This window comes from Arthrobacter sp. UNCCL28, from assembly GCF_900102805.1.
Classification (GTDB): domain Bacteria; phylum Actinomycetota; class Actinomycetes; order Actinomycetales; family Micrococcaceae; genus Arthrobacter; species Arthrobacter nicotinovorans_A.
In genome coordinates this window covers 998789-1025660 of record NZ_FMWE01000001.1, presented here as the reverse complement: position 1 = coordinate 1025660, position 26872 = coordinate 998789, and the positions used below count along the sequence as shown (strand labels likewise).

The 26872-nt window shown below is 62.4% G+C and carries 29 protein-coding genes and 2 pseudogenes; 11 read left to right on the top strand and 20 right to left on the bottom strand.

The features are described from left to right. The 6 genes and pseudogenes from BLQ01_RS04620 to BLQ01_RS04595 all read left to right on the top strand — a co-directional run. Positions 1 to 357 (top strand): annotated as a pseudogene (locus tag BLQ01_RS04620) (pyruvate dehydrogenase (acetyl-transferring), homodimeric type); the annotation flags it as partial. Positions 358 to 612: 255 nt separating this feature from the next. Further along, positions 613 to 1857 (top strand): PucR family transcriptional regulator, encoded by a 1245-nt coding sequence (locus BLQ01_RS04615; protein WP_026540277.1) that lies wholly within the window; start codon positions 613 to 615, stop codon positions 1855 to 1857. Between the two features lie 88 nt (positions 1858 to 1945). After that, positions 1946 to 2875 carry an ACP S-malonyltransferase gene (locus BLQ01_RS04610; RefSeq protein WP_175493334.1) on the top strand — a complete coding sequence of 310 codons (930 nt, stop codon included), beginning with the start codon at positions 1946 to 1948 and terminating at the stop codon, positions 2873 to 2875. Beyond that, positions 2872 to 3933, top strand: a complete 1062-nt coding sequence (locus BLQ01_RS04605) for a beta-ketoacyl-ACP synthase III (protein ID WP_026540275.1) — start codon at positions 2872 to 2874, stop codon at positions 3931 to 3933. Before BLQ01_RS04610 ends, BLQ01_RS04605 begins: the two co-directional genes overlap by 4 nt. 118 nt (positions 3934 to 4051) lie before the next feature. Further along, a complete protein-coding gene (locus BLQ01_RS04600; protein ID WP_011692310.1) occupies positions 4052 to 4297 on the top strand; it encodes an acyl carrier protein in 246 nt (81 codons plus the stop codon). Positions 4298 to 4429: 132 nt separating this feature from the next. Beyond that, positions 4430 to 5665: a beta-ketoacyl-[acyl-carrier-protein] synthase family protein gene (locus BLQ01_RS04595; RefSeq protein WP_026540274.1), complete on the top strand. Its 1236-nt coding sequence runs from the start codon at positions 4430 to 4432 to the stop codon at positions 5663 to 5665. Positions 5666 to 5802: 137 nt separating this feature from the next. Here BLQ01_RS04595 and BLQ01_RS04590 read toward each other — a convergent pair whose 3' ends face one another. The 4 genes and pseudogenes from BLQ01_RS04590 to BLQ01_RS04575 form a co-directional block, all read right to left on the bottom strand. Beyond that, a complete protein-coding gene (locus tag BLQ01_RS04590; RefSeq protein WP_026005636.1) occupies positions 5803 to 6306 on the bottom strand; it encodes a DUF3145 domain-containing protein in 504 nt (167 codons plus the stop codon). Between the two features lie 238 nt (positions 6307 to 6544). Next, complete coding sequence (locus BLQ01_RS04585; RefSeq protein WP_175493333.1) at positions 6545 to 7471, bottom strand: tyrosine recombinase XerC; 927 nt, start codon at positions 7469 to 7471, stop codon at positions 6545 to 6547. A 62-nt stretch (positions 7472 to 7533) separates the two neighbouring features. Next, entirely contained in the window at positions 7534 to 8766 is a 1233-nt protein-coding gene (gene dprA, locus BLQ01_RS04580; RefSeq protein ID WP_091550298.1) for a DNA-processing protein DprA, read from the bottom strand. Further along, a pseudogene (locus BLQ01_RS04575) lies at positions 8763 to 10235 on the bottom strand (YifB family Mg chelatase-like AAA ATPase); the annotation flags it as partial. The pseudogene BLQ01_RS04575 and the gene dprA, both read right to left, overlap by 4 nt. Before the next feature lie 19 nt (positions 10236 to 10254). Between BLQ01_RS04575 and BLQ01_RS04570 the strand changes: the two are divergent. From BLQ01_RS04570 to BLQ01_RS22055, 5 genes are all read left to right on the top strand, one after another. Continuing rightward, the gene (locus BLQ01_RS04570) at positions 10255 to 11955 is read left to right on the top strand and encodes a recombinase family protein (protein ID WP_091550296.1); all 1701 of its coding nucleotides are present in this window, start codon (positions 10255 to 10257) and stop codon (positions 11953 to 11955) included. Positions 11956 to 12799: 844 nt separating this feature from the next. Next, positions 12800 to 13678, top strand: a complete 879-nt coding sequence (locus tag BLQ01_RS04565) for a P22 phage major capsid protein family protein (RefSeq protein WP_091550294.1) — start codon at positions 12800 to 12802, stop codon at positions 13676 to 13678. Between the two features lie 266 nt (positions 13679 to 13944). Next, entirely contained in the window at positions 13945 to 14364 is a 420-nt protein-coding gene (locus BLQ01_RS04560; protein WP_139183435.1) for a hypothetical protein, read from the top strand. Between the two features lie 327 nt (positions 14365 to 14691). Further along, on the top strand, positions 14692 to 15039 hold the full coding sequence (locus BLQ01_RS04555; protein ID WP_091550291.1) for a hypothetical protein: 348 nt from the start codon (positions 14692 to 14694) through the stop codon (positions 15037 to 15039). Next, the gene (locus BLQ01_RS22055; RefSeq protein ID WP_139183434.1) at positions 15039 to 15326 is read left to right on the top strand and encodes a hypothetical protein; all 288 of its coding nucleotides are present in this window, start codon (positions 15039 to 15041) and stop codon (positions 15324 to 15326) included. Before BLQ01_RS04555 ends, BLQ01_RS22055 begins: the two co-directional genes overlap by 1 nt. Before the next feature lie 255 nt (positions 15327 to 15581). Here the strand turns inward: BLQ01_RS22055 and BLQ01_RS04550 are convergent, their stop codons facing one another. The 16 genes from BLQ01_RS04550 to BLQ01_RS04475 form a co-directional block, all read right to left on the bottom strand. Further along, on the bottom strand, positions 15582 to 16232 hold the full coding sequence (locus BLQ01_RS04550; RefSeq protein ID WP_091550290.1) for an HIRAN domain-containing protein: 651 nt from the start codon (positions 16230 to 16232) through the stop codon (positions 15582 to 15584). Positions 16233 to 16658: 426 nt separating this feature from the next. Continuing rightward, entirely contained in the window at positions 16659 to 17309 is a 651-nt protein-coding gene (locus tag BLQ01_RS04545) for a hypothetical protein (RefSeq protein ID WP_091550288.1), read from the bottom strand. 154 nt (positions 17310 to 17463) lie between these two features. After that, a complete protein-coding gene (locus tag BLQ01_RS04540; protein ID WP_091550287.1) occupies positions 17464 to 18228 on the bottom strand; it encodes a hypothetical protein in 765 nt (254 codons plus the stop codon). Further along, positions 18218 to 18754, bottom strand: coding sequence for a hypothetical protein (locus BLQ01_RS04535; protein WP_091550285.1), 537 nt, complete (start codon positions 18752 to 18754; stop codon positions 18218 to 18220). The genes BLQ01_RS04540 and BLQ01_RS04535 overlap by 11 nt, the downstream gene beginning before the upstream one ends. A gap of 243 nt (positions 18755 to 18997) precedes the next feature. Continuing rightward, positions 18998 to 19363 (bottom strand): YraN family protein, encoded by a 366-nt coding sequence (locus tag BLQ01_RS04530; protein WP_175493332.1) that lies wholly within the window; start codon positions 19361 to 19363, stop codon positions 18998 to 19000. 103 nt (positions 19364 to 19466) lie between these two features. Further along, entirely contained in the window at positions 19467 to 19811 is a 345-nt protein-coding gene (locus BLQ01_RS04525) for a DUF2469 domain-containing protein (protein WP_026540269.1), read from the bottom strand. 90 nt (positions 19812 to 19901) lie between these two features. Continuing rightward, a complete protein-coding gene (locus tag BLQ01_RS04520) occupies positions 19902 to 20558 on the bottom strand; it encodes a ribonuclease HII (RefSeq protein WP_223945464.1) in 657 nt (218 codons plus the stop codon). Between the two features lie 197 nt (positions 20559 to 20755). Further along, positions 20756 to 21640 (bottom strand): signal peptidase I, encoded by an 885-nt coding sequence (gene lepB / locus BLQ01_RS04515; protein WP_091550283.1) that lies wholly within the window; start codon positions 21638 to 21640, stop codon positions 20756 to 20758. Then, positions 21641 to 22315: a signal peptidase I gene (gene lepB / locus BLQ01_RS04510; RefSeq protein WP_026546035.1), complete on the bottom strand. Its 675-nt coding sequence runs from the start codon at positions 22313 to 22315 to the stop codon at positions 21641 to 21643. Between the two features lie 79 nt (positions 22316 to 22394). Further along, positions 22395 to 22748 (bottom strand): 50S ribosomal protein L19, encoded by a 354-nt coding sequence (gene rplS, locus BLQ01_RS04505; protein ID WP_014922079.1) that lies wholly within the window; start codon positions 22746 to 22748, stop codon positions 22395 to 22397. Positions 22749 to 23013: 265 nt separating this feature from the next. After that, entirely contained in the window at positions 23014 to 23814 is an 801-nt protein-coding gene (trmD, locus tag BLQ01_RS04500; protein ID WP_026540265.1) for a tRNA (guanosine(37)-N1)-methyltransferase TrmD, read from the bottom strand. Beyond that, entirely contained in the window at positions 23815 to 24369 is a 555-nt protein-coding gene (gene rimM, locus BLQ01_RS04495; protein ID WP_026540264.1) for a ribosome maturation factor RimM, read from the bottom strand. It abuts the gene before it with no gap. A 131-nt stretch (positions 24370 to 24500) separates the two neighbouring features. Beyond that, complete coding sequence (locus BLQ01_RS04490) at positions 24501 to 24743, bottom strand: RNA-binding protein (RefSeq protein WP_011775119.1); 243 nt, start codon at positions 24741 to 24743, stop codon at positions 24501 to 24503. Between the two features lies 1 nt (position 24744). Beyond that, positions 24745 to 25164 (bottom strand): 30S ribosomal protein S16, encoded by a 420-nt coding sequence (gene rpsP, locus BLQ01_RS04485; protein WP_017199647.1) that lies wholly within the window; start codon positions 25162 to 25164, stop codon positions 24745 to 24747. Positions 25165 to 25400: 236 nt separating this feature from the next. After that, a complete protein-coding gene (locus BLQ01_RS04480; RefSeq protein WP_026540263.1) occupies positions 25401 to 25838 on the bottom strand; it encodes a hypothetical protein in 438 nt (145 codons plus the stop codon). 101 nt (positions 25839 to 25939) lie between these two features. Then, positions 25940 to 26767, bottom strand: coding sequence for a VOC family protein (locus tag BLQ01_RS04475; RefSeq protein ID WP_051420718.1), 828 nt, complete (start codon positions 26765 to 26767; stop codon positions 25940 to 25942). Positions 26768 to 26872 lie beyond the last annotated feature (105 nt).

Here is a 26872-nt window from a genome sequence, read left to right as displayed (position 1 = left end):
GCCTTCCTGAACCCCGGCCAACCCGCCCGCACCCCGTTCATCACCGAACAACTCGCAGGCACCACCGGACCAGTCATCGCAGTCTCGGACTACATGAAAGCCGTCCCCGACCAAATCCGCCAATTCATCCCCAACGACTTCGCCTCCCTCGGAGCAGACGGCTTCGGCTTCTCCGACACCCGCCAAGCCGCACGCCGCTACTTCAAAAACGACACCCACTCCATCGTCGCCAAAACCCTCCAACTCCTCGCCGCCAAGGGAGAAGTTGAAGAAGGTGCCCTGGAAAAGGCCATCGAGAAGTACCGGCTCCTGGATGTAAATGCCGGCACCACCGGCGGAGCAGGCGGAGACGCCTAACAACTGCAGGCAGCAAAACCCGCAGGCGAACCCCGGGACATAGTCCGGCAGCGGGGAATGCCAGCACCAACGCAACGGCGGCTTCCACCGAAAGGTGGCGGCCGCCGTCGTGGTTTAACCATGTGGTGATGGTTCAGCCAGGCAGCGCGACGCAAACATGGCCGAAGACGGCTCCCGCACCTGTGATCAGCAACAACGCGAGTTGTAGCCTTCTCACAAATGGAGCTTGTCCGGGATGGGCCGTATGCTCATTCCATGGCAGAGCCGAGCAAAACCACCACCAAGCGCAAGGCAGCAACCCAGGCGTTGTCGCCGGAAAAGGCCGAAACTCTGCGTCAACTCCGTGCCAACGTGGGCCAATTGTCCACCAGCACCATGCGGCAGCTCGAGAAGTCATTGCCTTGGTACAGCCGTTTGAGCTCCGATGAACGCTCGGCGTTGGGTCTGGTGGCACAGAACGGCATCGCGGCGTTTGTGACCTGGTATGAGCGGCCCAGCTCGCCTTCATGGATCCTTACCGATGTGTTCGGCAATGCCCCGACCGAACTGACCCGCTCCATCAGCCTGCAAAAGGCGTTGCAGTTGATCCGCATCGTGGTCGAAGTGGTGGAGGACCAGGTTCCGGTGATCGCGCCGGAATCCGATCAGCCCTCACTGCGTGAAGCGGTCCTGCGGTATTCGCGGGAGGTGGCTTTTGCTGCCGCGGACGTCTACGCAAGGGCTGCTGAGTCCCGGGGCTCCTGGGATACCCGCTTGGAAGCACTGATCGTGGACGCCATCCTTCGTGGTGAGAACACCGATGCCTTGCGGTCAAGGATCGCCGCATTGGGGTGGAAAGCCCAAGAGCGGTTCACGGTGATGGTGGGCAACTCGCCGTCGGAACCCAGCGCCAGCTACGTCAGTGAACTGCGGCGCACTGCCGGACGTTTTGCCGAGGACGCCCTGGTGGGCATCCAGGGTGACCGGCTCATCCTGATCCTTGGCGGCGTCCAGGACCGCGATACTGCCTACCTCAAACTCAGCGAACTTTTCGCCCCGGGCGCTGTGGTCTACGGCCCTGAGGCCGGGTCCCTGCTGGAGGCCAGCAGCTCTGCCCAAGCGGCATTCGCGGGCCTCACTGCCGCCCGCGCCTGGCCCTCCGCCCCGCGACCCGTTGCCGCCGACGACCTGCTTCCCGAGCGCGTTGTCTCCGGTGACGACGCGGCACGCAGGTCCTTGATCAAGAATATTTACCGTCCCTTGCTGGCCGCCTCAAATGGCCTGGTGGAGACCTTGGGGACCTACCTTGAACTGGGTCACTCCCTGGAAGCCACGGCACGTGAACTGTTCGTCCATGCCAACACTGTGCGTTACCGTTTGAAGCGTGTGTGCGACGTCACGGGCTGGGATCCACTCCTTCCCAGGGAGGCTTTTGTGCTCCAAACCGCCTTGGTAGTAGGACGGCTTTCGGCCCAACCGAAAGCCGCTGCCGAGCGTCATGCGTCGCGTTCACAGAACTGAACCGTTGTAGACTTCCTACAAACTGACCCAGTGAGCTTGGTGTACCAAAACACCAGTGGATCACGTGGCAATTTGGAAAGCTGGATACGTGCTTGCAATCGTCTGCCCTGGACAGGGCTCCCAGACCCCCGGATTTTTGGCCCCTTGGCTGGAACTCCCCTCCGTCGAAGGCCAACTGGCCAACTTGAGCGAGATCGCAGGCATTGACCTCAAGGCCCACGGCACCACCTCTGATGAAGAAACCATCAAGGACACTGCGGTGGCCCAGCCACTGATCGTTGCGGCCGGACTCGTTGCTGCCACGTCGCTGTTCGACGTCGAACTCAGCACCCTGCCGGTGATCCTCGCCGGCCACTCGGTCGGCGAAATCACCGCTTCGGCCTTGGCCGGTGTCCTGACGGAAGCGGAGGCCATGACTTTCGTGCGGGAACGCGCCAACAGCATGGCTGCTGCCGCCGCGGTCACCCCCACGGGCATGAGTGCAGTGGTGGGCGGAGACCCCGCTGAAGTATTGGCAGCCATCGAAGCCACGGGCGCAACGCCGGCAAATGTCAACGGAGCCGGACAAACCGTCGCAGCAGGTACCTTCGAGCAGCTCAAGGCACTTGCCGAAAATCCCCCGGCCAAGGCCCGCGTGATTCCGCTCAAGGTTGCAGGCGCCTTCCACACCGCCCACATGGCACCTGCAGTCAGCGCACTTGAAGCCCTCAAACCCTCGCTTTCGCCGCAAAACCCCACGGTTCCACTGCTGTCAAACCACGACGGCCAGGAAGTCACAGCCGGGCCGGCCGCCGTCGACAGCCTGATCGCCCAGGTTTCCCGCCCGGTCCGCTGGGACAAGTGCATGGAGACAATGGTGGGACGCGGCGTCACCGGCGTCATCGAACTCGCCCCTGCCGGCACCCTGACCGGCCTTGCCAAGCGCGGCATGCCCGGAGTCAAGACCGTCGCCGTCAAAACCCCGGATGACCTGTCCGCGGCCCTGGCGCTCTTCGCAGAATTGGAGGGACAGGCATGAGCACTCCCGTGCTGAACAAGACTGTTGTCAACGAGAATGCGCGCATCCTCGGCATCGGCGCCTACCGTCCCGATGTCATCGTCACCAACGAAGACGTCTGCCAGTGGATCGATTCCTCGGATGAGTGGATCCGCCAGCGCACCGGCATCATTACCCGCCACCGCGCTGCTGCCGACATCAGCGTGATCGACATGGCTGAAGGCGCTGCACGGGAGGCACTCCAGCAAGCTGGAATCGAAGCGTCCCAACTCGGCGCCGTGATTGTCTCCACCGTGACACACCCTTACGCCACTCCCTCGGCTGCTGCGGCCCTCACCGAACGTTTGGGCGCGACGCCGGCACCTGCCTACGACATCTCGGCCGCCTGTGCGGGATACTGCTACGGCGTTGCCCAGGCCGACGCCCTGGTGCGTTCCGGCGCAGCCCAGTACGTCCTGGTTGTCGGCGCGGAAAAGCTCTCCGATGTCATCGACAACCATGAACGCACCATCTCATTCCTCCTCGGCGACGGCGCAGGCGCCGTTGTGGTCGGTCCGTCCGACACACCGGGCATCGGCCCTTCGGTATGGGGCTCGGACGGCAGCAAATGGGACGCCATCGGCATGACCCACTCCCTCGAAGACGTCAAGAAACTGGGCGAATCCGCAAGGCATTCTGACGAAATCGACGATCCCGCCATTCTTTCGGCCACCCAGGATGTTTGGCCGACACTCCGGCAAGATGGCCAGACCGTGTTCCGCTGGGCAGTTTGGGAAATGGCCAAGGTCGCCCAGCAGGCGCTCGACGCAGCCGGAATTGAAGCCAGCGACCTCGCGGCCTTCGTTCCGCACCAGGCGAACATGAGGATCATCGACGAGATGGTCAAGAAGCTCAAGCTTCCCGAATCCGTTGTCATCGGCCGCGACATCGCCCAGGCAGGCAACACGTCCGCGGCGTCCATCCCGTTGGCAACGCACCGCTTGCTTCAGGAGAACCCTGGGCTAAGCGGCGGCCTGGCCCTTCAGATCGGGTTCGGCGCCGGGCTGGTCTTCGGTGCCCAAGTAGTGGTTCTGCCGTAGACCGGGAATCATCCCGGGTTCTCACCAGCCAACTGAATACGACTTACAAACCCAAACCGCAACCCGCGGTTTGCCCCCTTTCCGGCAGTAGCCGGTACAACAAGAAAAGGAGCCAACAATGGCTAGCAACGAAGAAATCCTGGCCGGCCTGGCTGAAATCGTCAACGAAGAGACGGGCCTCGCCACCGAAGCCGTAGAGCTCGACAAGTCCTTCACCGAGGACCTGGACATCGACTCCATCTCCATGATGACCATCGTTGTCAACGCTGAAGAGAAGTTCGGCGTACGCATCCCGGACGAAGAGGTCAAGAACCTCAAGACCGTCGGCGACGCCGTCAGCTTCATCGCCAACGCACAGGCCTAGTCCTGACACCAGCTGTGCCGGGCCGGGATCTCCATCCTTCGCGCCCGGCACAGCCGCAGTAACACCCAAAGATTTTTTTGCCTCCCCTTGTAATGCTTCAGGCGGGACGGCTATCCGACAGAGAGTGATCGCATGGCACGCAAAGTAGTCATAACCGGTCTGGGGGCCACCACTCCCATCGGCGGCGACGTACCCACAATGTGGCAGAACGCGCTGAAAGGGGTCTCCGGTGCCCGCACACTCGGCGACGAGTGGGTGGCCAAGTATGACCTCCCCGTCCACTTTGCTGCCCGGTGCTCGACGCCGGCACTTGAGGTCCTGAGCCGCGTAGAGGCAAAGCGCATGGACCCCTCAACGCAGTTTGGCGTGATCGCTGCCCGCGAGGCGTGGTCTGACTCCGGCCTTGAAGACATTGACCACGACCGGCTGGCAGTAGCCTTTGCTACCGGCATCGGCGGCGTATGGACGCTCCTTGATGCTTGGGACACGCTCAGGGAAAAGGGGCCGCGCAGGGTCTTGCCCATGACCGTTCCCATGCTCATGCCCAACGGTGTAGCAGCGGCGGTCAGCCTTGACCTCGGAGCCCGTGCGGGAGCCCACACCCCGGTGTCGGCCTGCGCCTCCGGAACCGAAGCCCTTCACCTGGGCTTGGATCTGATCCGCTCGGGCAAAGCAGACGTTGTGGTGTGCGGTGGCGCCGAGGCTGCCATCCACCCGATGCCCATGGCTGCGTTCTCCTCCATGCAGGCCTTGTCCCGCCGCAACGACGAGCCGGAGCGTGCCTCCCGCCCGTACGACATCGACCGCGACGGCTTTGTCATGGGTGAAGGCGCCGGCGCGCTGGTCCTCGAGGCCGAGGAACACGCCCTTGCCCGTGGCGCCCGGATCTACGCCGAACTGGCTGGAACATCCGTTACTGCCGATGCCTACCACATCACCGCCCCCGACCCCGAAGGTCTTGGCGCAACCCGGGCGCTGAAGGCTGCCATGTTCGACGGCCGCATCCAGGCCGAAGACGTCGTCCACGTCAACGCCCATGCAACATCCACTCCGGTGGGCGACAAACCTGAGTACACGGCCCTGCGTGCCGCTCTGGGAACTCATGTGGACAATGTGGCGGTCTCCGCTACCAAGTCGCAGATGGGCCACCTCCTGGGCGCATCAGGGGCTGTTGAAGCGGTGCTGACCGTGCTCGCCGTCTACGAGCGCAAGGCACCGGTGACCATCAACCTCGAAAACCAGGATCCTGAGATCCCCCTCGACGTCGTGACGTCCGTCCGTGATCTTCCGTCCGGTGACATCGTGGCGCTGAGCAACTCCTTCGGCTTCGGCGGACACAATGCCGTCATCGCAGTCAGGAACGTCTAAGCGTCGGTTGCCTGCGGGCATTGACTAAGTGAGACGTGAAAAGGGCCCCACCATCCGGTGGGGCCCTTTTCGTTGCTATGGAAATTGCCGGCGTCGAACACTTCAGCGAAGCTGCCGGCCTCAGCTGCGGCGGCGTTCTAGCCGACCTGGTGGAGCCAGCGGACGGGAGCGCCTTCTGCGGCGTGCCGGAACGGTTCAAGTTCCTCGTCCCAGGCTTCACCCAGCGCCAGGGACAACTCATGGTAGACAGCCGAGGGGTCCCCTGCACCTGATTCGTAGGCATAACGGATGCGGTCCTCGGTGACCATGATGTTGCCATGGACATCCGTGACGGCATGGAAAATTCCGAGCTCCGGGGTGTGGGACCAACGGGCTCCGTCCACTCCCTGGCTCGGTTCTTCGGTTACCTCGTAGCGCAGATGCGCCCAACCCCGAAGGGCTGATGCCAACTGCGCCCCGGTACCGGGAGTCCCGGTCCACGACAACTCTGCCCGGAACATTCCAGGCGCGGCAGGTTGAGGGGTCCACTCAAGATCGGTCCGCTTGTCTACGACCGATCCGATGGCCCACTCAACGTGCGGGCAGAGTGCCGTAGGGGCCGAGTGCACAAACAGGACACCGCGGGTTGTTGCAACAGACATTCCATCCTCCATAGCTGTAGGTACGTCTTCCCCAACGACCTCTGCCTGGATGTTTGCTGTTGCTGCCGGATGCCAAGTGACTCTTGCAGGCCCTGACAGGCTATTGAATTATGTGAAGCACTACTGACGATCTTGGCACAGGGGTAACCCTCAACTGTGAATTGAAGGTTTCCCCGTGGTGCTCTTATTTTGCCGTACGACGCCCGTTTCCGCCAGTGCGCTGCTTCGGCGATCGTACTTACGCCCTGGGATGCGCTTGTTGGTAACTCTTCCGCAATCTGTCCACCGACACGTGAGTGTAAATCTGCGTGGTTGCCAGGCTGCTGTGACCAAGAATTTCCTGCACGGCACGCAGGTCCGCTCCCCCATCCAAAAGGTGGGTAGCTGCGCTGTGCCTCAGTGCGTGCGGTCCTGTGGCCGAAGTGTCGCCCAAAGCCTGCAGCAGTTCGCTGACCACGGCCCGGATCTGGCGTGGATCAACCCGGTTTCCCCGCACTCCCAAAAAGAGTGCCGGTCCGCTGTGAGAGGTGACCACTGCGGGGCGTCCCCGGCGAAGCCAGTCATCGATTGCCAAAGCTGCGGGAACCCCGTAGGGGACAGTCCGTTCCTTGTTTCCCTTGCCCAGAACCCGGAGTGTCCGCCGGTCAGGGTCCAGATCATCGACGTCCAGGCCGGCAAGCTCGCCGACTCGAACTCCGGTGGCGTAGAGGAGTTCCACCATGGCCCTGTTTCTCACTGCCATGGGGCCGCCGTCTGCCGCTGCAGTGTTAAGGTCATCAACTATCCGGGTCACCTGCTGCTGCTGGAGGACGCCGGGCAAGGACTTGTCCCTCTTGGGCGCCTGAAGACGGACCGCGGGGTCCACGGCAATGAGCTCTTCCCGCAATGCCCACGCGGTGAAAGACCTGGCCGTAGCTGCCCGCCGGGCCAACGTGGCCCTTGCCATTCCGGCTTCACTCTGTGCGCCAAGCCAGCGCCGCAGCGAGCCCAATTCCACTTGGCCGAGCTCTTCGATCCCCTCCTGCACGGCAAATCCCAGGAGGCTCTCTACATCGGCAAGGTAGGCGCGTACTGTGTGCGCAGACCTCGCCCTTTCGCCTTCCAGATATCGGCGAAAGCCCTCCATTGCGCTGAGCATCGATGCTGGCAGTGATTGTCCGTCCACTTACCCCACTTTGCCAGCATCAGGGGCCAACAGGCCGGATCAACATGATGTTCCGGAACGGCTCAGGTGTTTCCAGCCCTTTTCCAGGCACCCCGTTCCGAGCTGGCCAAGCCCATAAGCCCCAGCCGCCCCAGACCTGCCCGCACGGCATCCGGGCTCAGGCCGGCAACCACCGTCAGCTTTTCCACCGAGCTTGCGGATCGGAGCGGGAGGGCATCCAGGAGGATGAGGTCTTCAAGCGACAAGCCATCGTGTATGGCTGATTCGACGTCTGCTGCCCCGCTGTTGGATTCTCCGATGGCACCGGCCAGCTCAGCGATCTCACCAGCGTCCGTAACGCAGATGGCTCCTCCTTCCCGGAGCAGGCGGTGGCAGCCAGCCGAATTCGCACTGTGGATGGACCCGGGAACCGTCGCAACAACTCTGCCGATCGATTCAGCATGATGTGCCGTATTGAGCGCCCCTGAACGCCACCGCGCCTCCACCACCACCGTGACCGATGCCAGGGCTGCGATGATTCTGTTGCGCTGCAGGAAGCGGTAACGGGTTGGAGCGGATCCCGGCGGCACTTCCGAGACAACAGCGCCTTGGGTGGCTACGGCCCGGAGAAGATCGTCATTTCCAGAGGGATAGAAGCGGTCCACACCGCCGGCCATCACAGCAATGGTGGGCAGGCTGGCTGCCCCACCACCGAGTGCCCCACGGTGCGCGTGGGCATCGATGCCATAGGCACCACCGGATACCACTGTGTAGCCGCGCTGGGCCAAGGCGTACGCAAAATCACCAGTGACCGATGCCCCGTAGCTCGTACTGTCCCTCGACCCCACCAAGGCAATGGTTCGACCAACAGGGGGCAGCGGCTGCTCCTGGCCCCGCCACCAGAGGCAGAGCGGCTCCTGAAGACCGAGATCGGAGAGTTGCTCTGGCCACAGATCATCACCGGGAATGATCAAACGCCCACCAAGCCGCCGCATTGTCTCCAGGTCGCGATCCGGGGCAAGGTCTTTGGTGCGTGGCGCCCATCGGCGAAGACTGGCCGTGAGCCCGGCCCAGGTGGATGGTCCTCCGGCTTCGAGAAGGAGGGCCGAGATCTCCTTCTCCAAGGCCGGGCCGGTCGGCAGTTCCCCGGTAGCGACACCCAGGGCATCAACCGCACCGAGAGCCCGCACCAAGGCAAGGCCCACAGAGTCCTGGGGTTCCATGAGCCGGGCGAGCGCTGCCCGGGCAATCCGTTCCTTGTCCTGCATCGCCACTACGGCCATTGGCCTGGTTCCTTTCGATTCAATTTCCCTCATGTCACGGCCGCCGTTTGCCGCAGCCCCAGCGCTTGGCCGATGTGATCGGCATTTGGTGTTCCGCCATGTCCCAGGTCTGCCAGCGTCCAGGCCAGCCGGAGCACGCGATCGTATCCGCGGGCCGTCAGTGTTCCTCGTTCCAACGCCGTGTCCAGGATCCGGGTGGTCCCCGGCGGCAGCCGCAGCTCACCCCGCAGAGTGCGTCCTGGAACCTGGGAATTGGTTTCGAGCCCCAGGTACCGCAAGCGATCCAGCTGGATTGCCCTCGCCGCCAGGACGCGGGCCGCTACGGTGCGTGTGTCTTCTTCGTCTGTTCCTGCTTGCCCGAAATCGGCCAAGGAGACCCGTTCAACCTGAAGCTGGATATCAACCCGGTCCAGCAGCGGTCCCGACATTCTCCCGAAGTAGCGTCGCCTCATCATGGCGGTGCAGGTGCAGTCCATGCCCTTGCCCGACGCCTTCCCGCACGGGCAAGGGTTGGCCGCCAGGATGAGCTGGAAACGGGCAGGGTAGGCTGCAGTTCCAGCCGAGCGGTGAATCACCAGTTCGCCGCTCTCCAGCGGTTGCCTGAGGGCATCGAGCACCCGACGCTCAAACTCCGGGGCCTCGTCCAGGAACAAGACCCCGCGATGCGCCCGTGACGCTGCGCCGGGTCGGGGAAGCCCGGATCCACCACCAATGATGGCAGCGGGTGTGGCACTGTGATGCGGATTCTCAAAGGGTGGCCTTCGAACCAACCGCACGGCAGAGGACTGCACTGCGGCCAACGAGTGGATGGCCGTCACTTCCATGGCAGCGTTGTCTGCCAGATCCGGGAGCAGCCCCGGCAAGCGCTCAGCCAGCATCGTCTTTCCAGCACCCGGCGGGCCGGTCAACAGCATGTGATGGCCACCGGCGGCAGAGACCTCAAGCGCGCGGCGTGCCTCGCCTTGGCCCGAGACATCACAGAGGTCCGGCACAACGGCGCCTTGGACGTCCTCATCTTCGCCCGGCAGGGTGCCGCTCCCGGGATCGTAGTCCAGAGCCAGCTCTTTGGGGTCGGCGCCGAAGTCGAAAGCGAGCCTGGCGAGCGTCTTGTATCCGCGGACGTTGGCGCCGGGGACCAAGGAAGCCTCCACGGCGTTGGCTTCAGCCACCACCACATCGGGATAGCCTGCCTGGACTGCTGCCATTACTGCCGGCAGGATGCCGCGGACAGGCCGCAAGCGGCCATCCAGGCCCAGTTCAGCAATGAACACCGTCCGGCCGATGGAGCGCACGTCATTGGCGGCGCGAAGAACCGCCATGGCAATGGCGAGATCAAATCCCGAACCCCGTTTCGGGAGGGATGCAGGTATGAGGTTGGCGGTGATCTTACGCCGGCTCAGAGGGATCCCTGAGTTTTGGGCGGCCGACCGGATTCGTTCCTTGGCTTCGTTCAAAGCAGCATCGGGAAGCCCCAAAATCACGAAGTTTGGGAGGGTCTGGCCGCTTTCTTACAATTGACACATGATAAAGACTTCAGCCCCGAAGCGGGTGATCCTGTACCTACGCCTTAGTGTTTCCAAGGACGAGAGCGTGTCCATTGCTAACCAAAACAAGGAACTCGCAGCCCTCGCAGAGCGTGAAGGCTGGGAGATCGTCGCCACCTTCACGGACGACGGTCTTAGCGGCGGCAAGCCAAGAGAAAAGGCCGACAAAGCTCTCCGGATGCTCAGAGACAATGAGGCCGACGTCATCGCCGTATACAAGTTTGACAGGTGGAGCCGCATGGGCGCCCGCGCGGTGGCTGACCTCCAGGACGTCCTCGACGCCCGCGCTGCGAACCATTCCCCGGCTTTGTTCATCGCACTCTCCGATGGACTCCGATCTGATAGCCCCGCCTGGGATATCCAGGTCGCCCTCATGGCCGCACTCGGCCGCACTGAGCGCCAGTTGATCCGCTCCCGCGTTGCCGCAGCGCGCAAGTACCAGCGATCTACCTTCCGCCACTCCGGCGAACCGGCCTACGGCTATAGGACGATCCCGCACCCCGACGGGAAGGGTCGGGCCCTGGAGCTTCACCCCGAGGAGTCCGCCGTTGTTCGTCGTATGGTCGACGCGGTCCTCGACGGCGCCACCGGGTACGCCGTGGCAAAGATGCTCAACGCCGAGGGAATCAAACCTCGCCGTTCTGAGAAGTGGACCGCGCCCGGCGTCGCCGACCTTCTCCGACGCGACGCTCTCCTCGGCTATATGACCCACCGTCGTCCCGGCGAAAACTCCCGCACCCGGCGCCCGATCCTCGGAGAAGATGGCCTTCCCGTACAAGTGTGGCCCGCCATCGTCACTCCGGAGGAGTCAGCCCAGCTTCACGCAGCGCTTGCCCGACGAGGAGACTGGAACAAGATGCCCGGTGCTGGCAGGACGCGCGCCTCGCGTCTTCTCTCCGGCCTCGTTGAGTGCGCCACCTGTGGCCGAACGATGCGAGTTAACTACACGGACAAGCTCAAAGACGGTAACCGCGCTGCCCGCTATGTGTGCTCAGCGCCCGCTGGAGCCTGCCCCGCAAAGGTGAGCATTCACGCCGACATGCTGGAGAAACATCTGACGTCTGAGTTCCTCAACGTCGCTGGCAAGCTTGACGTCTACGAGGTCCGCGAATCAACGACGCGTAACGTCGGCGATCTCGCCCAGGTTGAGCAAGCTATCGCCGCGACCGCCGCCGACATGGCTGCTCCTGGCGCTGATATCGCATTCCTGGCCGCACGCATGGCCGAACTCCATGCACGGCGCACGGCACTTGAAGCGGTCCCGGTCGAGACGCTAACGGAGACAGTAGCGACGGGGGAAACTTTCGCTGAGGCGTGGGAGAACCGCGACACGGCCGGACGCCGCAAACTGATCTCTTCGGCGCTTTCCCGGCGCGTGGTCGTCAAGCCAGCCGTAAAAGGCTCCCGGAAGCTCGACGCTACTCGTCTCGATATACCGTGGCAGTGGACCGAGCCTGACGCTATCGACCCCGCTCATTTCGACGACTGGGAGGCAGCTACGGAAAATCAACCCAATCATGCCCGCGAGCGCATCTGTGGCACTGGTCCGCCCATGGAACTCACCTACAAGCCCGATGCAACTGATTTTCGGCGCTGGCTTCTGACCGACGCCGAGAGGACCGTGCGCGCCGAGGAGGAGCGACTCACGTCAGGCGATGAAGATAACGGCCGCGTGTAAACGCTCTGAAGGCCCTTGCCCGAACTGGGCAAGGGCCTTTTCGTGCGCCGAGGTGGCCGCTGACGGCGCCGAGGAGGGCAACTGACAGGCGTCATGGCGAAAGTATGACGAAATGACGGTTCTTTCGTCATTCTCTATCTCCCCTTAAAGACTCTCTCTCTTAAAGCCCTAATAGAAAATGACGTTTCTTCCGTCATTTCGTCATGGTTCCGTCATTGGCCTTCCCGGCGATGCCCGGCCATCGGCCATCGGCCCTCCCCGGCGAAAACTTTCCAGAAACGTCCCTCTTCAGTGAGCAGAAACGGCGTCCCTGGCTCTCTCTATAGGTAGAGGATCTAGCCTGCCCTCTTCAGCGACGCTCACGCTTCAGGGGGACGTCAAGAGTCGCTGCCGGACAGGCGTTGAGTTCCACAGCAATGTGTTGAGCTCCGCCTGTCCGATCACCGCCCCGCTCTACTGACGAGCGGGGCCTTTCCAGACATTCAACTGTGACATTGCCCTTGCCTGGTCGCCGAAAGGAGACGCCCTTGCTTTGCCCCGTCTGCAAGAAACACCTCGTAACGGGACGCCGCCGCGAGACGTGCTCGGAACGCTGCCGCCAACGGCGTTCACGTGCACTCCGTAGGGAACGCGTCGAACGAACCCTAGTCCTACTGGATAGGCAGACTGCCGCGCTGGCCTCCGGCGCTGACCCTGCCAGCCTTGCGGATCTCGCCCGAGAGGCGCGGCGACTTCTTGAAGCGGCCTGAGTTATCCGTGTTGCCTACAGTTTTCGGCCCACAGTGGGCCAACCCCCGCTAAAAAGCGGCTCCCCTCACCCCCCTAGACGCTCAAAGGAGCACACATGACAAACACCTTCCTTACTGCTGACAACATTGCCCGCACGGCCGCCGCTATCGTAGGTCAGGACTTGAACCTCGCCGGAAAGGTCTACCGCGACCTAGAGGCCGACTTTGCTACTGGTAAGGGCAACACGGTCAAGATCCGTGTTCCCGGCGCCGTAGCCGCCCAGACAAGGGGCATCTACGACACGTCGACCCCGCTCGTGTCGGACGAGATCGCCGAGCAGAGCATCGACGTCGAATTGACAGACCACGTTTACGACAACGTCGTGCTGTCTGACGGCGACCTTGATCTGGAAATCACGGACTACACCGCTCAGGTGCTTCTCCCCCAGGCGGCTGCGATCGTCAAGCACGTGGAGCGTGCCGTCGCGTCGGCAATGAAGGCCACCCCGGAAACAGCGACAATTACCTACTCGGCCGCCACTCCGGCGAAGACCTTCACGCAGATGCGTAAGGAACTGCGCGACAACGGCGTTCCAACCGAGGCGCCGCTGATCGCCGCCGTAGGAAGCGCCGTGTACGCCGATCTTCTGGACGGCCCAGCCGGAACCTGGGACGAAAGTGGCAAGGTGCGCGGTTTCGAGATCGTCGAATCGACACGACTCGCGGCTGACGAGATCGTTGGTTTCATCAAGGAGGCCTTCGCCTTGGTTGTCCGCGCGCCCCGTGTGCCTGACGGCGCCCCCTTCGGCGCGAGCGTCTCCGAGTCCGGCTTCAGCCTCCGTTACATCCGCTCCTTCGACGGGACCGTGGCCGCCGACCGTTCCCTCGTCTCGGCTTTCGTCGGCGTCCAGGCTATGCCTCTCGCCGTCGATAACGAGGACGGCACCGTTTCCCTCGTCGATAACGGCGGCGCCGTCCGCGTCCTGACTGCCTAATCCCACCAATCAAGGGGGCCTCGTTGCTGAGGCCCCCTTCAGCATTCCCTCAGAAACTCTCACGAAAGGGCTTAGTCTCTTGTCCGCCAAACGCCGCGTACGCCGCCAGCTCCACGGCATCGTCGCACCAAAGATTCCCTCAAACCGTCCAACCTCGCTGACGCCCGCACCGACCGGCGATACAACGACGCTTGCAGGCAGCGCTGGTATGTCCCACCTGATACGGCGAAGCGCCGCCCGCCGCAAGAACGCCGGTGACTGTCAGCGTGCCTAGCTCCCTCCCCCCTATCGTTAGCGAGCTAGAGCAACGCCTGGGCCTTGTTCCGGGCTCGCTGGAGGGAGTCGACAAGAGCCGCGCCGAGAAGGCTCTCGAAGACGCCGCGATCCTGGCCTTGGCTGAAGCCTCCGAAACGAAGGCCGCCAAGTGGGAAACCGACTGCCCGAAGGTGGTCCGCCTCGTCGTCCTGAAGGCCGCCCGGCGCGAGTTTGAAAACCCCCGAGGGATCGAAAACGAGTCCCTGGGCGAGCGTTCCGTCGGCCTGACCGATACCTCCGGCGTCTACCTGACCGCCCGCGAGGTTGCCCAGATCCGCCGAGCCGCTTCCGGCCGCTCCGGTGGCTTTGTCGGCTCCATCCGTACCCCGAGCACCTACGGGCCCCATCCGGGAATGATCCCCGCCGACTGAGCTCCACCCTGGGGGTCACCTCCCCCCGCCCCCTCCCGCTCTCCCGAAGAGGCATAGCGCCGCTGGCAAAGCGTGCGTGCCGTGTTTTCGAGCGCAAATGCCCTGTTTTCGACCCTCAAAACCCTAGGAACCAATCTTGCAACGCTGCACCGGCCCCTGCGGCCGACTCCTCTACGTCTCCGATTTCCCCCGGCGCGGCTTCGGCAAGTGCTGGGACTGCTTCCGGGGCGCTACCCCTGACCATGAAGGCCACGACACACCGCACAGCTCCACAACCGCCACCCACGGCCCCGGCCGAGTGCGCGGCTTCTAACCGAAAGGCTCCCGATGACTGAAATACCTGCCCACCTCGGCGACGCGGGCCGTAGTCTCTACGGTGCCGCCCTCGAAGACTTCGAGCTCACCCTTCCCGAGCTCGCCGCCCTGCTGCAGGCCGCCGAAACGATCGACACTCTCCGCATCATCGAGGACGAGATCCGCTCGACCGGCCCCGTCGTCGGCGGACGGCCGTCACCTCTGCTCGCTGAAGCACGCCAGCAACGGGCAATCCTGGTCCGCCTCCTCGGGCTCCTTGACCTCCGGCTCGAAGACGGCGAAGCGCCAGGAGAAAACGGCGTTCGCCCCTCTGTCTCCCGCGCTGCCCGTAAAGCTGCCCGCTCGCGGTGGTCTAAGTAATGGCGCGTCGAAAGACTGTACCCGCGCCCCCGCTCCGCTCGGCGTCGCTTGAGTCCCTGGGCCCGTTGGAACTAAGCCCCGCCGAGGTCGCCGCCGTAGGAATCGTCAGGGCAGCAGCGGACGCCGTCCGTGCTCTACCGCTTCACGGGGCGAGCTGGGAAGCCGCACGAGCGACCCGCCAGGAATCGCCCCTAGCCCAGCACGTTGCAGCAGCGGCGAGCCTCGTCCGGCGCACTGCCGAATCCCACGCCCGCGCTGCCTTGGCTCCCGCCAAAGCCCCGTTCTAGCTGACCTGAAAGGAACCAGCGCTATGCCTGTAACCCCTGAAATCAAAGAATGCGCCCAGTGCGGTCCGCGCCTCGTGTCCCAGTTCCGGCGGCGGAGCGGAGGGCGACGAAACTCAATTTGCCGCCGCTGCACAAAGCTCAACGCCCGGCGCTCGCGATGGGAATCTCGGCAACAGAACGGCTAGAAGCCGCTACAACAAAAGGCCCCTCCGCAGCCCAGGAACTTACTTCCTAGGCTGCGAGAGGGGCCTTTATTCATTTGTCAGCGGGCACTCCAGAACCGGCCGCATCCTGCTGGAGCTCGGCGCTCTTCACGAAGGCCCTAAGCGCCGGAAGAGCCGGAAGATCGACCCAAAGGCTGGACGAATTCTGGGAAACCGATGCCCCGCCTACTTTGAAGGCGTCGTAGTCGAGCGCGTCAAAGATCGGTGCCAGCGCTGCCGCTTTTGCCGCTGAGAGATGTCCAATCTTCCGACCTTTGCCATAAACCGCAACGGCGTTCACATCCCATTCGTTCTCTGGCTCACGAACCAAAAGGTACTCGTTAACGGCATAGCTTCCCCTCGCGGAGTCCGGAATCCAGTAGGAGAGGCCGACAACGCGAGTCCGGACTGATTTGATCCCGCTGAGTTCGAGGATGCTCAATGAACGCTTCGGCAGAAGAACTCTCATTACCCTCGCCGACTGCTCTCTCTCCTCCCTCTTTGGGAGTTCTTCGGGTCGGTTGCTGGATCGTTGCAGAGCTTCACGTATCGGCTCTATCGAGGAAGACAGGGGCGCATCTGACAACGCTGCTATATAAGCATCTGTGAGCTCCTGGCTTACCTCGACGGCGTCTCGTTCCGCGTGCGCCACGACTGTATCGGATGAAGAGGAGCGCCCCAAGAGTCGTCTTATGAATCCCATGTGCGCAGCCTATATCCCTTACGACAACGGATTGAGCATCTTGACCCGGGTAGCTTCTGGGTCATTCTCAACCATCTCCCGCAACGACGAAAACGACTCCTCCTTCGATTCCAACTTCCAACTCAGATAAGCGCGCCACCCGAGTCGACCACAAGAATGACCCCGCCGCGCTCTTCACATAGAGCGCCGAGAACGGCCTCGTCTTCGGCGACGCCCGCGCGGAATCGCGTCGAGGCCTTCCTGACAGCCCTCCTCCCCACTTCAGCTACTGCTCCGCCACAGTTGCCCAGCGTGTACTCGGCGAGTCCGAGATCCTCCTAGTCCAACGAGTCGAACGCCGCGCCCGACAGTCTGCTAGCCCAATTCTTCAGTACTGAGAGCGAAGTAACCCTCCGGCGAGCCAACCCCAATGGCTTCGCGGAGGGGCTATTTATCGTTCAAGGGTGCATCCTCGGCGGGAACCACGTAGTACGGGATAGGGAAACTTCGAACTCGAATGTTTTCCGGGTCGTCCTCTGCCAATTGCCTTAATTCGCCCGAGTCTTTGCGCTGCCAACGCACGCCAGTACCGTCCGTGAACTGGACCTCGCTTTCAGGAAGCGCCATGTCCCCTGTGAAGGGAGTCAAGATCTCGCGGATGCCACCTGCTTCAATACTCTGCCACTGCGCATGAAGGGTGGTCAGGGGGTCGGCGTCCGGATGCATCTCCCGTCGAGCTATAACAATCTTCGAAATAGGTTCTTCTCCGCCGTTGTGAACCTTCCAAAGTAATTTCGTATCGTAGCGAATCTTCCCGGCCCTGTGTATCTCGTTAACGACCGTAACCTGGGCTGCAAGCTTCCGCTTCGCGGCAGTCAGTTCCGCTTCTCGTTGCTGACGAAACTCCGCCCGCTCTCTCGCTGCCGCCTCTCGATCGGCCTTCGCTTCCTCGCGCTCCTCCCTCAAACGCTTACCGTCCCGTCGACCCAAATGGAGAGCAACGAGAACAGCGGAAATCGTCCCAACGCCTGCTAGCCAATCCGGAACGCTTCCCCAGTCTGGGGAGGTGAAAAGTGCGCCAATATCGGTGCTGAACATCTACGGCGCAACCTCTCGAAGAAGGGACCTGGCGAGCCTCCTCAGCCCTGGTAAGGCAGGAAGATCCAACCAGGCATTTACGTCCTGATCCGCGCCTTTCAGCAAGCCGGTCGGCTTCTGTATCGTCCCCATGAGGGAAGCGTAACAGCGGTTATCACCGTTGCAGCGACTTGATGAGCTTCTCCGCTTCCTCGATGCCCGGCGGCAGCAAACGGAGGGTGCCGTCTCCCTCGTCAAACTCAATCCATCGAGCCTTGTGGAGGGGCCGCAGCGTCTGATTGCGCAGGTTGTGCTTGTTACCATGCTCCATCCAGCGAATCACTTCGCTTTCCGTTGCATCGGTCACCCCCGCCAAGAGCAGGAGCAATTGCTCTTTACGGGAAAGGCCGGCCTGAAGCACACGCTTCTTGTCGCCGCGTTGCCACACCAGGGCGATTTGCCGTTCGACCAACTCCTCCACGACGTCTGCCGCCTCCTGCGTGCTACACGTGTGGAGGAGCCGGACGAGTTCGGCGACGAGCCACTTGCTCATGTAGAGGACAACGGTGGCGTCCATCTGGTTGGGGTCGACATCACCCCCGGCATGACCGACGCCTCGGTTGTTCCGTATCTCGTACAAGCCGATCAGCATCCGAGGGATCTGAATCCTCGCCGAACGAACTGCCTGCGGGTACTTCTGTTCCAGCCCTTGGCACGCCTGAACCATGTTGCGGGGCTTCACGGCACGCGGTGAGTAAGTGCCAGACAGGTAGCCGTCAACCGTAGTAAATACAGCCTCACACAGCTTGCCGCCGTTGAGTTCCGACGGTTCCCACCTGTGTTGCTCGAAGTTGGTCACAACTTCGGTAAACGCCGACAGCACGTCCGCCGCCAATCCGGCCGGGAGGGCGGAGAGTGCCGCCTTAGCGTCAACCGGCATTCCTGACCATGTCCTCCACCGCTTTGAGGCCCGGCTGAGAGAGTTTCAACACCCGACGCGACTTGTCCGCAGCACCGCCGCCTAGCTGGATTATGAACTTAGGCGTCTTGTTACGGAAGGAATCGACGATCTTATTGAGGCTAGCGTCCTCGTGGCCCTGGTCTTTCAAGAGTACGTTGATCTCGCGGTTACCAAACGACTCTTTTGCGGCCTTTACCTGCAACCAGTACGCGGCAACCAAAAAACGTTCCGCACGGCTGGACGGGTTGCAGTGGGCATAAAGCTCGGCGAAGTGCTGGAACCGGTCTATAGCCGGGGCCTCCGGCTCCTGCTCCAGTTCACCCATAATCACTGCAGGTTCGGCTTCAGCTTCACTCTGCCGCTGCTGCGCAGACCGCCCCGTCAGCTCCGACGCTGACGCATACTTGGCATAGGCCCAAGCGAGGACCCTTGCCCGGGTATCGTCGTCTAGCGGAACGAAGGCGTCTTCGATGGCCCCCATAGCTTCGATCTCGGCACTTGGCATCTATATCCCCATTTGGTCGATCGGGCAGGCCGCTCCGGCCCAATATCACAAGTTTAGTGTTGGGAAGGGCATTTCACCCGGTGAAACGACGGTTAATTACACATATGTCATTCACCTCATAGCGAACACACGCGAGTACATGTGTCATTTATTAGACAACGGCTGGCCAATATCTGCCTCAACCTCCACGATGTAGCCGTTGAGGCCCACAAGCGCTACGCAGTAGCTGCGACCCACGCCCACTCAGCCCACACCCCGCAAGTGGTCAAGCTCCGGTTCGTCCTCGCCGTTGTCAATTACTGACACGACGTCAACGCGCCTCCGCGGTGCCTTCAGCTCATGTTCACGGCACCAGGCAGAAGCCAAGCGGTGGAGCCGGGCCAACTTGGCCGTCCCCACTGCTTCAAAAGGATGTCCGTAGTCCAGGCTCCGGCGGGTCTTTACTTCCGCCACCACCAGGGTGTCGCCGTCGATCGCGACGATATCAATTTCACCGTCCGGGCATCGCCAGTTCCGGTCGACGATCCGCATTCCCTGTGTTTCCAGGAAACCGGCCGCCAATGCTTCGCCATTCCGGCCCAGCAGGTCTTTTGATCTCATGACCACCACCTCCGCTTACCAGCCTTCCGGCTGGAGGCGGCAAACGGCAGGGGCACACGGGGCTATGTGGGTAAACCCGCCAGGATCAATGCTGTGGAGGAAGGCTCACACGCTAGTTGCCGAGATCTCCCAGGTCTCCCAGCCCGCCATCCTTGGGCAAGGACAGGTCTTCGCTGCGGGGCAGTTCTTCGACGTTGACATCCTTGAAGGTAATAACTCGGACGTTCTTCACGAAACGGGCCGAACGGTAGACGTCCCATACCCACGCGTCCTGCAGGGTCAGGTCGAAGTAGATCTCCCCGTCTGCGCTGCGTGCCTGAAGGTCTACATGGTTGGCCAAGTAGAAGCGGCGCTCTGTTTCCACCACGTAGCTGAACAGCCCGACAACATCCCTGTACTCGCGGTAGAGCTGCAGCTCCATGTCGGTTTCATAGTTCTCAAGGTCCTCGGCGCTCATAGTTCCATCTTGCACTATCTCCCGGCCGGGACGCGCCACCGAGGCCCTGCGTGCAGCGGCCAGACCAGGCGCGGTACCTCTCGGGCTCGCTCAGTCGGTCTCCGGCCCCGTCAGGTTCCAACTGGTCCGGTGATAAGCGCTGGGCCCTTGCAGCCGGATCACGTCCCTGTGGGCGGAGGTGGCATATCCCTTGTTTTCGTTCCACCCGTAGGCAGGGACCTCGGAGTGAAGGTCCACCATGATACGGTCCCGGGCCACTTTGGCCAGGACACTGGCAGCGGCGACACTGAGGCAACTCATATCCGCTTTGACCCGGGTATGCACAGGGGCTTCGCACCACGGCCCGAGCGCGGGCTCATCAAAGAGGGAGGCTTGGACGTCCGGCGACAACCAGTTGTGGCTGCCATCGAGCAGGACGACGTCGGGAGTAATGCCACCTTCCAGGATCTCCAACCAGGCACGCGTGCCTGCCAGGCGCAACGCGGCAATGATGCCAATATCGTCAATCTCCCGTGACGAGGCATGACCCACTGCCGACGCAACGGCCCAATCACGGACCAGGGGTTCCAACCTGTCACGGTCCTCCGGCTTGAGCAGCTTGCTGTCCCGGACATCGGCCAACAATCCGTGATCCTCAAGGTTGACCACGGCAATTCCTACACTGACAGGTCCGGCAAGGGCTCCACGCCCCACCTCATCCACGCCGGCCAGCAACCGTACTCCGGGCGACAGGAAGGATCGCTCCACCTCGAGGGTGGGGAAACCAACAGGACTTTTTGCCTTGGGCTTTGACTTGCCGCCGGACTTGGCCTTGTTCCTGGCGGGGGCCGAGCCCGTGGACCTTGCTGCGGTCCGCCCCGTGGGCAGGGCTGCGGCCGAACCCGTGGACACGGCAGGGGCCTTGCCTGCAGCCTTGCCCTCCGGGTCTGTGATTGCCCTGGCCATTATTTCCCTGCAGTTCCTGCCGGGACGTCCTTGAAGACGTCCGGGAAGTTGTCGAGGTAGGTCCAGCGGTTGACGGGCCAGGCTATGACCGTGGCGCGGCCTTCAATGTCCTCGATGTTAATGAACCCGCCGCTGGTCTCCTGGTGGGCACGGGAGTCGGCCGAGTGGTTTCGGTTGTCGCCCATCACCCACACTTTGCCCTCCGGAACAACGATGTCGAAAGGGTTTGGCTGCGGTATCTCGGCCGGATTGATATAGGTCTCCTCCAGCGGGACCCCGTTGACGCTGACGCGCCCCTGGGCGTCGCAGCAGGTTACATGGTCCCCGGGAAGACCGATGACGCGCTTGACCAGGTGCTGATCGGTGTTGTCGGCCGCCAAACCCACGAACTCCAAGGCATCCCCTACCCAGTCCATGGGGCCGGCAGGCTCTTTGGCAACCGGCGTCAGCCAGTTCTGGGAGTCCTTGAACACCACGACGTCGCCGTGTTGCAGTGCGAAGGGCTCAGGAACCAGGAGGTTGATGAAGATGCGGTCGTTGACATCCAGGGTGCTTTCCATGGATTCCGACGGAATGTAGAACGCCCGGAAAAGGAACGTCTTCAGGAGGAAGGACAGCACCAGCGCGATGGCCACCACTGTGACGATCTCCTTGACCCACACAAGTACAGGATTTTTGCGGGGCTTCTCCAGCGCGTGGGCGCCACCGGGGGTGTCGCCTTTGCCGTCGTTGCTGCCGGCTGCGGCAACTGGAGGCTCGGCGTTCGCACTGGAACCGTCATCGGGCAGGCGGGAACCAGCCACTCCGGCGGTACTTGCCGTTCCGTCCGAGGCCCGGGCGTCGTCGTCGTACCGCTCGGGATTCTCTGGAGCTTTGTCCGGCATCTACTGTCCGTTCTTCGATATTTCGGCCTGCGGAGAGCGAGGCATTTCTGCAAATCTATCAAGTGGCCAGATGATCTGGACCGGTCGGCCAATCACTCGTTCCACAGGAACCATACCGCCGCCCGGTGCGCCCAGCAGCCCACGGGAGTCGGCAGAACGTGAGCGGTGGTCACCCATGAGCCAGAGGCGGCCCTGAGGCACTACGACATCGAATTTCTGCTTACTGGCTTCATCCCCGGGATAAACATAGGGTTCCTCAAGCGGCTGGCCGTTGACTGTGAGGAGGCCGCCTGAATCGCAGCACTGGACATGGTCTCCTGCAACTCCGATGACCCGCTTGACGTACGTGGTGTCACTGCCGGTCAACCCGAACCACTGGCTTGCGGCAGAAACGGCGTCAACGAACGGGCCTTGTCCACTGCTCAGCGGAGCGAACGAGCCGCGGCCGTCGAAGACCACGATGTCACCGCGGCGGATAGGTTCGGAAGTGAAAGCTGTCCGGGACACCAAAATCCTGTCCCCCGTCCCGAGGAGGGGTTCCATGGATTCGGACGGAATGTAGTAGACGTCAAGCCACAGCGACCGGACCAGTCCACTGATGGCTATGGCCAGGACCAGTGCCAGGAAAACAAAACGCCAGCCCTGTTTCCGGGGCTGGCGTTCTGTTGTGTCCATGACTCGTATCCCTGTTGCGTTGCGGATTGCTCCGGAACTACCGGGCACGAATCCTGGACCCGTTGGTAAGTCGCAGGACTTACTTGGCGAAGTCGCGCTTTTCCTTGATCTTCGCAGCCTTACCGCGCAGTGCGCGCATGTAGTAAAGCTTGGCGCGGCGGACGTCACCCTTGGTGACGACCTCGATCTTGTCGATGATCGGGGAGTGTACCGGGAAGGTACGCTCTACGCCGACACCGAAGGAAACCTTGCGCACGGTGAAGGTTTCGCGAACGCCGTCACCCTGGCGGCCCAGGACGAAGCCCTGGAATACCTGGACACGGGAGTTCTTGCCTTCGATGATGTTGACGTGAACCTTGAGGGTGTCACCCGCGCGGAACTCGGGAACATCGTTACGCAGCGAGGCTGCATCTACGCTATCGAGGATATGCATTAATCCACTCCTGGTGAACGCCACAGGTCATTCACTTTGGGTTACGGCAGACAAGCCCGGGGCACAAAAGGCAACCGGAAATCTCCGCCGAAGTTTCTTAGTGTCCGGCTCCGCCACTGATTGGCGCCGCCGGGTTGTCCGACTGTTGGCTGAACTCCCCCTGTGGCAGGTGTCAGCCCAGTAGACACAAGGGTTAATTCTGCCATATGCGCTGCCGTCGGGCCAACTGCCGGGACTGTTGAACGTTCGACGGCGGCAGCGGACCTCAGTTTGTGGCGTCGCCACCGGGCCGGGGACGCAGGCGGCCCTCGATGACGTCGTACCCAAGCTCAGCGAGGGCGTTGCGGTCAGCGCGGCTCAACGCACCGGCGTCGAACTCTTCCAAAAGGTCCGGGCGGCGCTCTGCGGTCCGCCGGAATTGCTCGTGGCGCCGCCACTGGGCGATCTTTCCGTGGTTGCCGCTGAGCAGGATGGCAGGGACGTCATGGTCACGCCATGCCGAAGGCTTGGTGTAAACGGGGTACTCCAACAAGCCATCGGAATGGGACTCCTCAACCAGGGATTCCGGGTTGCCCACGACTCCGGGCAGGAGCCGGCCGATGGCCTCGACCATGGCCAGCACGGCCACTTCACCACCGTTGAGCACGTAGTCGCCCAGGCTGACCGGCCTGACAGTGAAGTGGTCCTGCGCCCAGTCGATGACCCGCTCGTCGATTCCTTCATAGCGCCCGCAGGCGAAGACGAGTTGCTCTTCCTCTGCCAGCTCATAAGCCAGCGCCTGGTTGAACCTCTCCCCCGCCGGCGAGGGAACAATCAGAACCGGCTTGGAGCCTTCACTGGCCCCTGCCACCGATTCAAGGGCCTGGGCCCACGGCTCAGGCTTCATCACCATTCCGGCTCCGCCGCCATAGGGCGTGTCATCCACAGTCCGATGCTTGTCGGTGGTGAAGGCGCGCAAATCATGGACGTTGAGCTCGAGCAGACCGTCCTGGCGGGCCTTCCCTATGAGGGAGAGCTCCAGCGGAGCGAGGTATTCCGGGAAGATGCTGACAACATCAATCCTCATTCAGGATTCATCCCCTGCGCCGTCCGCGGGCTCTCCGGCGTTGTCATCATTGACTTCAAAGAGCCCGTCAGGCGGAGTGATCAGGATGTAGCCGTCCTCAACGTTGACCTCCGGCACGATTTCCTCGACGAAGGGGACCAGTATTTCCTTGCCATCGTCCGTCTTGACCATCAACAGGTCCTGGACCGGCATGGTGTTCAGGGCGGCGACCTTGCCGACTACCTGTGAACCGACCCGTGCATCGAGGCCAACGAGTTCGTGCTCGTACCAGCCTTCGTCATCGTCTTCATCCTCAAGTTCTTCGGTTTCGATGAAGAGCTTGGCACCACGGATGACTTCAGCCGCATTGCGGTCCGCAATCTCATCGAAACCCAACAGCAGGATGTCCTTGTTCCACCGGGCACTGCGGATGGTCAAGGGGCCCGCCGAGGCAGGCTCCACGATGAACTCGGTTCCTGGTACGAAGCGCTCGGCCGGTGTGTCGGTAAGTACCTGTACGGTCACTTCGCCGCGGATACCGTGGGGTTTGCCGATCCGTGCCACCTGGAGCTGCATGGGTTCCTCTGAATTCTTGTTGTGCCCGCGCCGCCGGGCAGCCACGGTTGTGAAATGGTGGATAAAGCAATCCGGCCCCTCCACCATATTCGGTGAAGGGGCCGGACTTAAGACAAGCAGTGCTGAGCGCGTTACCGGCGACGGTCGGTGTCGACGACGTCGACCCTGACCTGCTCGCCACCAGCCAAGGCCGCAACCACAGTGCGCAATGCACGTGCGGTCCGTCCTTGGCGGCCGATCACCCGTCCAAGGTCCTCCTGGTGAACACGCACCTCAAGGGATTCCCCGCGGCGGTTGTTCTTGGCACTGACCTTGACATCCTCAGGGCTGTCAACGATCCCACGGACCAAGTGCTCGAGCGCTTCTGCCAGCAACTTACTCAGCCTCGGTGGTCTCTGCTTCAGCCTCGGCCGGAGCTTCCGCTTCGTCCTTCTTGGCCTTCTTGGTGATGGCTTCCGGAATGATGACGGAACCCTTCTCCGGTGCTACGAAGGCTTCCTTCGGAGCTTTGGTCTTCAGGGTGCCTTCCTGGCCCGGGAGGCCCTTGAACTTCTGCCAGTCACCGGTGATCTTGAGGATCGCGGCAACCTGCTCGGTCGGCTGGGCGCCAACGGAAAGCCAGTACTGGGCGCGCTCGGAAGCGACCTCGATGTACGACGGCTCTTCGGTGGGGTGGTACTTGCCGATTTCTTCAATGGCACGGCCATCGCGCTTGGCGCGGGCATCCATGACGACAATGCGGTAGTACGGTGCGCGCATCTTACCGAAGCGCTTAAGGCGAATCTTTACGGCCACTTTTGTGGTCACTCCTGTTTCTGAAACGAGGTGAACCCGACGTTCTGCACCCGTGGGGCGGGCCATACTGGACGGTTCGAAGGACAAGATACGAGCACGGAGAGAGGGGCCGCACCGATCGAGTACCTGTCTATTGTGCCAGATGCCCGGAGCAAATACGACTTACGCCCCGCGGGCCGGTGTGTTGTTGCCCACCTGCAGTGCAAGCAAGGGCACGCCCGGACCCGCGCCCGCGGCTATTCGGACCAGACGTAGAGTCCGGAACGCTCCACCTTTTCAACGTCGGTTGCCAAGGCAGCCAACTGCTGGACGTACTGGCGGGACTGGGCGGCGTCGAAAGGCATATCGTCCTGGGCGGCCCAGGCGGCAGCAACGTCGTCGAGGACGTTTGCGTCGCCTTCGCTCTCATAGGTGAGCAGTTCGGCCAGAGCCGTCACCATGGCCTCAGGAACGCCCAGGAGGGCATCGCTGGTGACGTCAACCAGCGCGAGTTCGTAGTCGGCACCGGCTGCGTGGACTGCCTGGCCGGCCAGGTCTCCCAACTGCTCCACTTCGAAGTCGGTAATGCCCTCGATCCTTACGGCAGGGCCGGTGACATCCGCGCCCTTGTCCAGGGCGGCTGCCCTCTTGAGTGCTTCATCGTGGGTGGCTACAAAGATTTCGGCAAAGCCCATGGAAAGTACTCTCATTCCTTCGTGCTGACGGGGCGGCGGCACGCAACCCGAACGGTTCCGCGCCATCACCGTCCAGCCTAGTGCAGCACGCGCGCCGCAGCTTAGCGGACCGCTACCCGCAGCTTGTTCCGCCAAGGATCTTCGAAGCGAAGCTCGGCACCGGTGTGATGGTTCTGTACCCCGGCGGTTTTGAGTCGATCTGCAAGGGAAGCGATGTCGTCTGCGCCAGGAACCTCTATGAGTACTTCACCGAGGCCGAGCGTGTCCTTCCGGGGTCCGGCGCCACGGCTGTTCCAGACATTCATCGCCATGTGGTGGTGGTAGCCACCGGCGGAGACGAACAGCGCCTGCCCATGCCAGCCTGCGGTCTGCTCAAAGCCGAGGGTCTCCACGTAGAACTTCCGTGCAGTGTCGACGTCGCCCACCTGCAAGTGGACGTGTCCGATTCCCGCCGCCGCCTGGTGTTGGCCGGTGACTGCAGCTTCGTTGAGGTGCTGTTGCAGGAACCTCTGCGGCGGCAGGGCCACGTTGTCCATCACCACGTTCTTGCCATCCCACTGCCAGGATTCGCGGGGCTTGTCGTAGTACAGCTCAATGCCGTTGCCCTCGGGATCGGTGAAGTAGAACGCTTCGCTGACCAAGTGGTCGGCGCTGCCGGCAAAGGCGCGGGGCTCATATTCGGCGGCGGTTGCAATCGTTGCCGCCAGGGACGGCTGGTCCTGGAACAGAATGGCCGTGTGGAAAAGACCGGCTTCCCCGCGGCCTGGAATCCGGAGGCCCGACGCCGGCGCAAGGTGCACCACAGGCTTTCCGACGCGCCCGAGGTAGAGCCCGCCGTCCTGCTCGGCCACGATTTCCAGGCCGAGGGCCCGCTGGTAGTAGTCACTCATGACCTTCATGTCACCTACCTTGAGCATCACGGTGCCCATGGTGAGTTCGGCCGGCAGAAGATCCTGGCTCAGTGGTGTGGTCAATGTAAAGCTCCCTGGTCCGCGGCGCCGCTCGTCGACACCTTACATAAACTAAATTACTTG

Coding starts and splice junctions, on each gene's coding strand:
- BLQ01_RS04615 (WP_026540277.1), top strand. CDS start 613: ATGGCAGAGCCGAGCAAAACCACCACCAAGCGCAAGGCAGCAACCCAG.
- BLQ01_RS04605 (WP_026540275.1), top strand. CDS start 2,872: ATGAGCACTCCCGTGCTGAACAAGACTGTTGTCAACGAGAATGCGCGC.
- BLQ01_RS04600 (WP_011692310.1), top strand. CDS start 4,052: ATGGCTAGCAACGAAGAAATCCTGGCCGGCCTGGCTGAAATCGTCAAC.
- BLQ01_RS04595 (WP_026540274.1), top strand. CDS start 4,430: ATGGCACGCAAAGTAGTCATAACCGGTCTGGGGGCCACCACTCCCATC.
- BLQ01_RS04590 (WP_026005636.1), bottom strand. CDS start 6,306: ATGTCTGTTGCAACAACCCGCGGTGTCCTGTTTGTGCACTCGGCCCCT.
- dprA (WP_091550298.1), bottom strand. CDS start 8,766: ATGAGGGAAATTGAATCGAAAGGAACCAGGCCAATGGCCGTAGTGGCG.
- BLQ01_RS04570 (WP_091550296.1), top strand. CDS start 10,255: ATGATAAAGACTTCAGCCCCGAAGCGGGTGATCCTGTACCTACGCCTT.
- BLQ01_RS04565 (WP_091550294.1), top strand. CDS start 12,800: ATGACAAACACCTTCCTTACTGCTGACAACATTGCCCGCACGGCCGCC.
- BLQ01_RS04555 (WP_091550291.1), top strand. CDS start 14,692: ATGACTGAAATACCTGCCCACCTCGGCGACGCGGGCCGTAGTCTCTAC.
- BLQ01_RS22055 (WP_139183434.1), top strand. CDS start 15,039: ATGGCGCGTCGAAAGACTGTACCCGCGCCCCCGCTCCGCTCGGCGTCG.
- BLQ01_RS04550 (WP_091550290.1), bottom strand. CDS start 16,232: ATGGGATTCATAAGACGACTCTTGGGGCGCTCCTCTTCATCCGATACA.
- BLQ01_RS04545 (WP_091550288.1), bottom strand. CDS start 17,309: ATGTTCAGCACCGATATTGGCGCACTTTTCACCTCCCCAGACTGGGGA.
- BLQ01_RS04540 (WP_091550287.1), bottom strand. CDS start 18,228: ATGCCGGTTGACGCTAAGGCGGCACTCTCCGCCCTCCCGGCCGGATTG.
- BLQ01_RS04535 (WP_091550285.1), bottom strand. CDS start 18,754: ATGCCAAGTGCCGAGATCGAAGCTATGGGGGCCATCGAAGACGCCTTC.
- BLQ01_RS04525 (WP_026540269.1), bottom strand. CDS start 19,811: ATGAGCGCCGAGGACCTTGAGAACTATGAAACCGACATGGAGCTGCAG.
- lepB (WP_091550283.1), bottom strand. CDS start 21,640: ATGCCGGACAAAGCTCCAGAGAATCCCGAGCGGTACGACGACGACGCC.
- lepB (WP_026546035.1), bottom strand. CDS start 22,315: ATGGACACAACAGAACGCCAGCCCCGGAAACAGGGCTGGCGTTTTGTT.
- rplS (WP_014922079.1), bottom strand. CDS start 22,748: ATGCATATCCTCGATAGCGTAGATGCAGCCTCGCTGCGTAACGATGTT.
- trmD (WP_026540265.1), bottom strand. CDS start 23,814: ATGAGGATTGATGTTGTCAGCATCTTCCCGGAATACCTCGCTCCGCTG.
- rimM (WP_026540264.1), bottom strand. CDS start 24,369: ATGCAGCTCCAGGTGGCACGGATCGGCAAACCCCACGGTATCCGCGGC.
- BLQ01_RS04480 (WP_026540263.1), bottom strand. CDS start 25,838: ATGGGCTTTGCCGAAATCTTTGTAGCCACCCACGATGAAGCACTCAAG.
- BLQ01_RS04475 (WP_051420718.1), bottom strand. CDS start 26,767: ATGGGCACCGTGATGCTCAAGGTAGGTGACATGAAGGTCATGAGTGAC.